The organism is Flavobacterium sp. (genome assembly GCF_031422135.1).
Classification (GTDB): domain Bacteria; phylum Bacteroidota; class Bacteroidia; order Flavobacteriales; family Flavobacteriaceae; genus Flavobacterium.
This window is the reverse complement of record NZ_JANOQD010000058.1, coordinates 1-8,918: the sequence shown is the minus strand read 5'-3', so window position 1 is coordinate 8,918 and position 8,918 is coordinate 1. Positions and strand designations below refer to the sequence as shown.

6 protein-coding genes are annotated in these 8,918 nt (G+C 29.3%); all 6 read right to left on the bottom strand.

All coding sequences use genetic code 11. The annotated features are described in order from the left end of the window. Positions 1–229: 229 nt before the first annotated feature. Positions 230–1,108, bottom strand: a complete 879-nt coding sequence (locus RMO70_RS07915) for a hypothetical protein (protein ID WP_310555887.1) — start codon at positions 1,106–1,108, stop codon at positions 230–232. A 1-nt stretch (position 1,109) separates the two neighbouring features. After that, positions 1,110–3,893 carry a hypothetical protein gene (locus tag RMO70_RS07910; RefSeq protein ID WP_310555886.1) on the bottom strand — a complete coding sequence of 928 codons (2,784 nt, stop codon included), beginning with the start codon at positions 3,891–3,893 and terminating at the stop codon, positions 1,110–1,112. A gap of 207 nt (positions 3,894–4,100) precedes the next feature. Then, positions 4,101–5,273 carry an XAC2610-related protein gene (locus tag RMO70_RS07905; protein WP_310555885.1) on the bottom strand — a complete coding sequence of 391 codons (1,173 nt, stop codon included), beginning with the start codon at positions 5,271–5,273 and terminating at the stop codon, positions 4,101–4,103. A 4-nt stretch (positions 5,274–5,277) separates the two neighbouring features. After that, a complete protein-coding gene (locus RMO70_RS07900) occupies positions 5,278–6,297 on the bottom strand; it encodes a hypothetical protein (RefSeq protein ID WP_310555884.1) in 1,020 nt (339 codons plus the stop codon). Positions 6,298–6,305: 8 nt separating this feature from the next. Further along, the gene (locus tag RMO70_RS07895) at positions 6,306–7,235 is read right to left on the bottom strand and encodes a hypothetical protein (protein ID WP_310555883.1); all 930 of its coding nucleotides are present in this window, start codon (positions 7,233–7,235) and stop codon (positions 6,306–6,308) included. Beyond that, positions 7,232–8,918, bottom strand: a 1,687-nt coding sequence (locus RMO70_RS07890; protein ID WP_310555882.1) for a glycoside hydrolase family 19 protein, incomplete at its 5' end; no start/stop codon positions are given. The genes RMO70_RS07890 and RMO70_RS07895, both read right to left, overlap by 4 nt.

Below are 8,918 nucleotides of genomic sequence, written 5' to 3'. Positions count from 1 at the left end.
ATCGACATCAACCTTAAATGCTTTGCTGTCTACGTTTATGGTTTTACTCTCAAAATGAGCTTCAGTTTCTAGAACTTCAATATCAACAAAAAGTTCTTGTTCTGAGCCTTCAAAATAATCATCGCCCCAGCTTTTAGGTATCGCTTTTAAATTTGTAGTAAGAATAAATGTATCACCAGTTATAGGAAATATTTTATTTTGTAGCTCATTTATTTATAATCATATTAGTTTAATTAATCTTCTTTAAAGGTAAATTATCATTGCCAGGGTTTATTAAGTAAATTAAATCTCCTGAGATATAATATTCATTATCAGCTTTTTCAATATTTATATATCCATTTTCCTCATATTTTTTATTAAATATTATTTTAATTTTATTTGAAGAAATATTTTTAGCAACTAAATTTTTATATACCTCAACAGGCTCATCATCACCAATATATTTAATAGTAATATTGTTTAAATCCAATATAGAAACTTCAAAACTTGTTTTTAAATTATCTTTATTTTTAGATTCAAAATAATACTTCCCATTCCATTTATTTGAGGTGAAAAAACCACTTTTAGATAAGTTATAGATATTTACATTGTTTGAAACAATCAATGTATCCATTCCATTTTCAGTTTCATCATTACCTTCAGACTCTTCATTTATTTTTATAGATTTATCTTTATTGATTACGAACCTTTTTTTAAGACTTCCTTCCCAATCAATAGTTTCATATACAATTAATGAATCAATTTTTTTATTTTCAGAATATGAGAAAAGAGAAATTATAGGCTCAATATGCTCATCACCATTTGGTTTAAGCTCGACTATGTATACTTCAATATCATTATTTTTATATTTACCAATTATTCTTGAAAGCTTAGAATAGTTCTGTTTTTTAAAACTATTGTCATAAATAAAGTAACCGTTTTTATCTTTTTTTGAATAATTTAATGTATTCGAATTGTATGGTAAATCTATTAGTTTTATTTCTTCTAGGGTTTTAGAAATAGTATCATCTAGTATTATTTCTTTTCTTTGAATTTCATTATTATTTATATCAACTTTTTGATTACATGAAATAAGAATTAATGCAAATAGACAAATAAATATTTTCATTTTATTTTGAGTTTATAAGTATTAGAGAATGGTCAAATCCAGATAAGTGAAGATGGTGATGATGTCTATATCCACCTTTTCCTAATTTTTTCATATGTTTAGTATGGTTTAAAAGTGTCTTTTCATTTTTACCATATTTAAAATTTTCAGAATACATTTTTTCTTTTCTACCCCATCCAAATAAATAAAGTGCATCATTAAATTTATTTTGATTTACAAAGTCAAAATCTGAATCTTCTAATAATGTTGCTGCTCCATCTTTATTTGTTGTTAAGTATCGTAAGTCTCCTTTTTCTCCATTTCTGTGAGATTTACTTCCTCCAACGGATTGTGCTAAATCATCACTAAATCCATTAAATCCTAAATAATCAATACTTTCATCAGCCATTGCTCCTAATAATCCAGCGAAACAGTCAGGATTTATATACCACCTGTCGCTGTCTGAATTCCAAGTTAGGAATTTTAATTTTATATTATCTTTTGAGTAACCTTTGAATTGTCTTGCATCTAATAATTCAACATTATTATTGCCTTGTACATTGCCTGGATTCATTTCTTTTGTAGTTGTATAATCAAAAGTACCCAAGTTATGAGTTTTATATTTACTATCAATATAAACATATTGATATTTATTTTTAAAATCATCTTTAATCTTTTTTGGAATACTTTTTTCAATAGAACCAGCTTTATATATATAGTAGGTAATTATTTCTTTAGCATCATTAGTAGGTTTTCCTATTATTAGACAGCTGTAAACTGGTGTTTTATGGTTTTTGCCTTCCTCATAAAATTGATTTATTGCCTCCTCAAATTCCCAAACATATGAACTTCCCTTTTTCCCTTCATAATATCTTTTAACACCTTTTTTATCAATATATGATTCATCTTTTTCTCTTTTGAACATTGGATTGTCATCATACGCAGCTTTACTGCTATCGTATACTACATAGTCTTTTTCTGTACCTTTACCACATGCGTTCGGATAGTTTACTGCTAAATATAAATCTGTTTTGGTTTTAAGTTTATCTTTAAATTTATCTTGTTTAAAGAATTTTTCAACATATTCTAATTGCTCTACTCCATTTAGCTTTAATAAATCTGTTCGATTGACCTTTAAATCAGTTGCAGCATCTTTACCTATCTGTATTAGTCCAACATATCCAATTTTTGAGTTATCTTTGTGTTTTTTAAATGTCCCTACTGTTGGACTAAAACTTCTTCCAGTCTCCAATGCCATTACTGCCATTAACCAATTAGCTCCTTCATTGTTTTCTTGAGGCAAATTTAAACCCTTTGCAATTGCTACAACTTTTTTCCTAAAATCACAACTTACTTTATTACCCCAAATCAAGTCGTATTCTTTACAGACACATGAGCTAGATTTTTTTGCCACCTCACTTCCCTCCAATGTAACCACTTTATTAGCATCATCGACATCAACCTTAAATGCTTTGCTGTCTACGTTTATGGTTTTACTCTCAAAATGAGCTTCGGTTTCTAGAACTTCAATATCAACAAAAAGTTCTTGTTCTGAACCTTCAAAATAATCATCGCCCCAGCTTTTAGGTATCGCTTTTAAATTTGTAGTAAGAATAAATGTATCGCCAGTTATAGGAAATATTTTATTTTGTAGCTCATCATCCACTAGGCTTCCGCCATCGTCTTCCATCAGTTTGAACCGTATATTTTTACCAACTAGCCCTGTCGAGTATATGGTGGTTATAACTTGTTCTGTGCCTTTTTTAGTCAGTGTTACACTGGTTATCCCTTTTTTAGCTGCTGGTGTATGTGGCACTCGTGGTATCGCTGGTGCTCGTGGTGTTCCTACTGGTTGTACAGGTATTTTTTTCTTTACGGGCGGAATCACTTCTTTGGGTTTCGCCTTTCCTTCTAGTTTGTCTTTGGTTTCGGCTATTCGCTCTTTTGGGTAAACAAAATTTACGTTTTTACTCGCTTTAAGTTCTCCAAGTGCAAAAGCTGTTACATAATACTCGTGGGTTTCATCGTCTTTCCCTTCGTTTTTAAGCGCTTTTTTAGCATAGTCGCGACTCATTACAAACTGGGCGTGGGCAATGCCTTTGCTGCCTACTTTAGCAGGTTTGTCGTATTTTACAATTTTAGTATTCTTATCACTATGTCCTGCGCCATCTACATCGTCCTCCCAAAGCGTAATGTTCATATGATGTCCCACAATTCCTGCGGTGCGCACGTGTACATTAATTATATTTCCGTAGGCTAACTTTTTAGTGATGGGTTTGTCGTGATAATCTGTAATGTCTATGCCTAATATCTTAGGTTCTTCGGCGGAGACAACCGTAACTTTGATACCTGTACTCAATTCAGGTTCAAACATATAAGCTACTATTAAATAGGTTTGCCCAATTGCTTTTTCTTGAAATCGAAAATGACCTATTTCTTTTTCTAAAATTTTTACGGGTTTTCCAGTGGTTACATTAAAAGCTGCCCATTTTACATTGGCTTCATTTCGAAGTGACATAGGCGTACATTCATACCACTTCGATACTTCGTAGTTTCCCCAATTACCAGCTTTTATTTCTGCGCTACCTGTTATGGCTTGTACTCCTTTTTTTATATTTTTTTTGTGCCTATTCCAGCTTTGCGCTATAGCCCTTGTTCTCAAAGTTTTTTTTCTAAAGTCATCACAAGAGCTTCCTGCAGTCGCTTTGCGATATCTAGAAAAAATAACTTTCATAACTTCGGGGCTACCGCTACAATCTGGGGCAGTTTGTTTGTCGTTATTAAGTGTATCTTGTTTTAAATTCATTATGTTTTTTTACCAACACATTTAGTACACTAGGGTCAAATTTAAACCGTTTTAATTGATTTAACTTCATAAAAATAAAAAAATAACCCGTAGGTTATCTTTTTAATTACTATTTTTTATTTTCTGTTCGCAATTTTATTGGTTTTTTATCGCCACCAACACATCTGATACATTACCATATTCTTCTTCAGTATAGGATGCATAAAACTATTTAATATCTTCTAATTTTGAATAGACTTCTTTCCATTCTCCATTTGATTGAATTTGGATTTTGTAAGTTCTTATTTTACAGTAACCCGATGGATGACCTATTGTTAAAGTCTTTTCTTGTTTGTTTATTTCAATTGGAAAATACCTAATATTTTCTGTTAGATATGTATCCAATACAAATTCTTTATTTGGCTTTTGAATATAATATGCATATTGAGGTCCACCATTACCACCTTCGTAATTTATTATGGCAAAATCTTCTAAACCATCAAAATTTACATCTAAAACAATTAGTTTGTGATAAACTTCAATCCCTTCGGAAGTTTCGATAATTTGTTTTTCATCTGAAAAATACGAATAATTTGACGGACTCTCGTTAAAACTTCCTAATAATGCCTCAGGGATGAAATCTATTTCTTGAATTTTATTTGTTTTTTCATTCGTCAAAAGTATTTTAATTTCTTTCTTTATGCTTTCGTTTTCACTTTTTGATGTTAAAAACTTAAAACTAAAATTTTCGGATAAAGTTAGATTTCCTTTAGAACTATTTTGATTTATAGATAATTTTTGACATAAATCTTCATCAAGATAATTTAGAAACTCGTATGATAATTTATTTGAATTCCAGAAAACAAAGAAGCTTGATTTTTCTGGAATCACTATATCAATTACTTTTCTATCGCATACTTTTCCTTTTCTGAGATAGGAGAATATTCCTTCATCAAATTGATCGTATATGACAGTTTTAATATCTTCCTTTGCATAATCACCAGATTTATATACTATATTAGGTACAACTCCATTTTTATAATCATTAAATATTACTAAAAAAGGAAAATTATAATTAGTATATATATCATTTTTATATTTTTTATATCTTAATATAATCGCAAAATCATCGATTTTATTTTGATTAAAATCACCTTTTAAATATGTGAGAATAGATGTATTTTTTACCTGCTCATTTATTAATTTTAAATCTTTTTCCGTAAGTATTTCAAAGTCATTATTCGAATCAAGATAAGTTTTTATTTCATGTGGTATTTCGCTTTCAATTGCATTTGTTGATATACTTTCTTGTTCTCTACTGATAACTATGCTTTTATCCTTTTCATTTTTACAATTAAATAAGGAAAAAATTATACATATTACTAAAAAAAATTTTATCATTTTTTTACTCACATCTATTCAAAATCACTAAATTACTGATTCCATTATTACTAAATTGAGATTCCTTATTAGACCATTTTTTTGTTTTAGTATTATAAAAACCATACCACCAAAAGTTTAATTTATTGTCTTTCAATTCAATTTTAGCTATATTCTCTGTTTTCGAAGTATAAGTTGGGTCTAACTCATTTTCACTTGCAGCTGGAGGATTCATATCTTGTTCTTCAAATCTCAAATAATAAATATTTTCCGACTCACCTGGTATTACTTTTGCTTCAACAAATATAGCTGGCGGGGCAACGGCTACTGTAGCATACATATTAGATTCTTTGACATAAATATCTATTCCAGAATTTTGAAGATTACAGTCTAATTGCCATAATCCTCCAAGATTATTTTTAGATTTTATATTTGATAAATTGTTCTCTTTTAAGGGTAATACAAAAGAATTACTAATATATAAATTTATATCATCGTATCCAGTACCTAATTTTAATATTAGAATTTTATCTTTTTCTGATATATTAAAATTATATTTTAATTCAATTTCGTTTTTATCAAGTTTTACATCAAAGTTTTTACTGCCAATATATTTTACACTATCTTCATCTATTTGATAAACATAAAAAGTATGTCCGTATTCTAAAAAAGAATCTAATACTAAAATCATCTTTGATCCATTATCAAAAAGATAACTGTTAACTCCTAATTCAAAAATTGATTCATTAAATGAGTGAATAAAATTTTTATTTTTATATTTAAACTCAATTATGGATTTACCATCGGCTAATTTAAATTCATAATATAATCCCTTTTCTTTATTTCCACAATTTGTAGGTGCAAATTGTTTTCCTTGACAATCCATAGTAATTTGGGAATAACTATTACTTATCAATGCTTCATCAATTGACTTGACATCAATTTTTGGTTGGTTCGTTGTTGAATCTGATTGCTTCTCTTTGCAAGAGGATAACAATAAAACAAAGAGCGATAATATATAGCATGTATTGGACTTTAGTTTCATACGCACTATTAATTATTTTTTGTCACGCATACAGCCTTTTTTTCTGCATCTATAAGTTCACTGAAAATTTCATTGACCGATTTTTGAAGATTAATTTGAGTTTGGAACTCACAAATCTTTACTTTGTTATTATCCTCAGATGAATCAACTTGGTGCGTTACTTTGTTTACCATAAAATTAGTATTACTATAATTGATAAAATAAGTATATTTATCTGTTCCTTGAGGGAAATCTGTTACAATTAAAAATCCGTTGTCGATTTTCTTAATTTCAGATACTTGATTTCCACCATCCTGCGAAAGATTAGTTGAATTTAATTTTAATACATATCCATTGTTTTCATAAAAATAAACAATTAAATTATCACCTGTATTTGGTTTATTGCTAAAAATTTTATCTTCTTTACCATCACCATTTATATCAAATGATACACTCAAAAAATCTGTATTATTTAGATAAGCATCCAAATTACTCGTATTTGGTATTGTTGAAGAATTTTCCTCATTCAATTTAAGATTAAAATCTACCAATGAATAAATTTGAGGTTTGCTTCCTACTTTATAGTCTATAATTAACCAATTGTTTTTATTACTCTTTTTATTGAATAAATAATTCTCATTTTTAAAATTAATCTTATCAAATTTTACGGAGGTAATTTTCTGATTAGGCTGAGAATAAATTTTTGAAATGTAAAAATTACTATCGTCAGCAACTGTATAAAAATTGTCTTCTCCAATTACCTTTTTAAGTGAATCTATTTCTTTTTCATTAGGCGATAAAAAATAAATTCCTGTATTAATAATTATAGTATCGTTTGTACTTATTACCTCTGAAGTAGATGCAACGACTTTTGAAGTTTCATCATTCTTTTTGCAGGATATAATTAAAATAGAAATTAAAAATATTGCTGTAATTGAGTTATTTAGTTTTTTCATCATTGGTTTATTTCAATATGATAACAAGCATTTTCATCTAATAATTGATGAAGTTCTGCCCTAGTTTTCATTGTAGTTTTAAAATCGTTCGGGTTTGTTAATCGGCTTATTGACACATCAAATGTATTCATAACGGCAGGATTTGCCAAATGTTTCGATACACTTGATGGTCCAATTTCATTAATTTTATTTTCCATATCCTGAATAATATCAGCTTGAGATTTCCCTGCATTAACACCAGCAGTATAAACATCAATAACTTGATCGCCGGCATTTGCATATATTACTTTCTGTGCAGCTGCTCCAGTTCTTACTGTATTATCATACATAATCCTTGCTTGGTCTGCTGGAGTTCTTGCCGTACTTGTAATGTAAATATCATAGTTTTTTGATGCTTCACCAACTTCCTCTAGTATTGTTCTTGTTCTTTGGGATATTCCACTAGCTAAAGCAGTTTCACCATCAAAGTGAATTGTTACAGTTGAATTAGATTTCGCTTTAGCATTAGTACAATCTTCAGGATATTTAAAAATTTTCTTAATTTCCTTTAGATATTCTCGTCTTTCTGTCCTGCCATTTCCTCCACCATTTACAAGCCAACTTATGGTATCTATATAATCAGCATCTGCTAAAAGATTAATATCTATTGTGCCATATTTTTTTGATACACCATCAACTTCATAGGTAAATTCCTTTTTAGGATATTGTTTTCCTGTAGATTTATCATATTCACTAAATGAGGTTGTAGGAACTTTCCATGTTGATCCAGGGTTTAACTCTTTACCTTGCTTCCAGAACCATCCAGCTGTATCTACTGTTAATTCTAATTCTTTAGCTACTTTTTCATAATCGGTTACCACATCCGTTCCAGAGTATGCTTTATATCTTGCATAGCCATCTTTCCATGTCAGCTGCATTAATCCTCTACCAATATATGGCTTATATCTTCCAGTCTCATTATATTCTTTTGTTGTCTTAAATCTATCTGTTTCGTGATAGATTTGAGCTAAAAAATGTATCTTTCTAATACAGGTATTAACATCGAATTTTTTAAATGTTTCGTTTAATTTTTTTATGAGACTTGCGTTCGTTTTATCATCAAGTTCGCAATTATCTGCATAAAATAATGATGAAGTGTTTGACATCGACTCACTTTCTCTCAGTTTTTTAAGAATATTTTCAAACTCAGTAAGAGAAATATCTCGATTACAAAAACATTTGCTACCAATCACAAAATACTCTCCATCTTTCTTCAAAAACTCTTTGACATATTTTTTAGTCCCTGTACATTCCGCTTTTAACCACAGGTTTTCTGTGACGTTTTTGTACACATCAAAAGTAATTTGCTCGTCTTTATTGTAGGCTGCTTTTGTCAAAGCTGCTTCTATAGCATCAACTTTAGCAAACTTTTTAAGTCCAGTCAGTGTATCTTTAATTTTACCTGCAATAACACCAGCTATTTTTTTCTTTTGCTCTGCTGTAGCAGTAGGATTATTACTTCCAAATTTGTAAGTATGTGTGCCATCTTTTATTCCTGCCAGTTTTTCTTTCCACGTTTTTAAATCAGTATCTGCTTTTGGACGTAATTTTATTTTTATCCTAGCAACACCTTTTTCTACCATAGCTTTTAACACTGTTATTTCTGCACCGTTTTCTTTGCCTTCTAGCACTGGTAAATCTGCATCT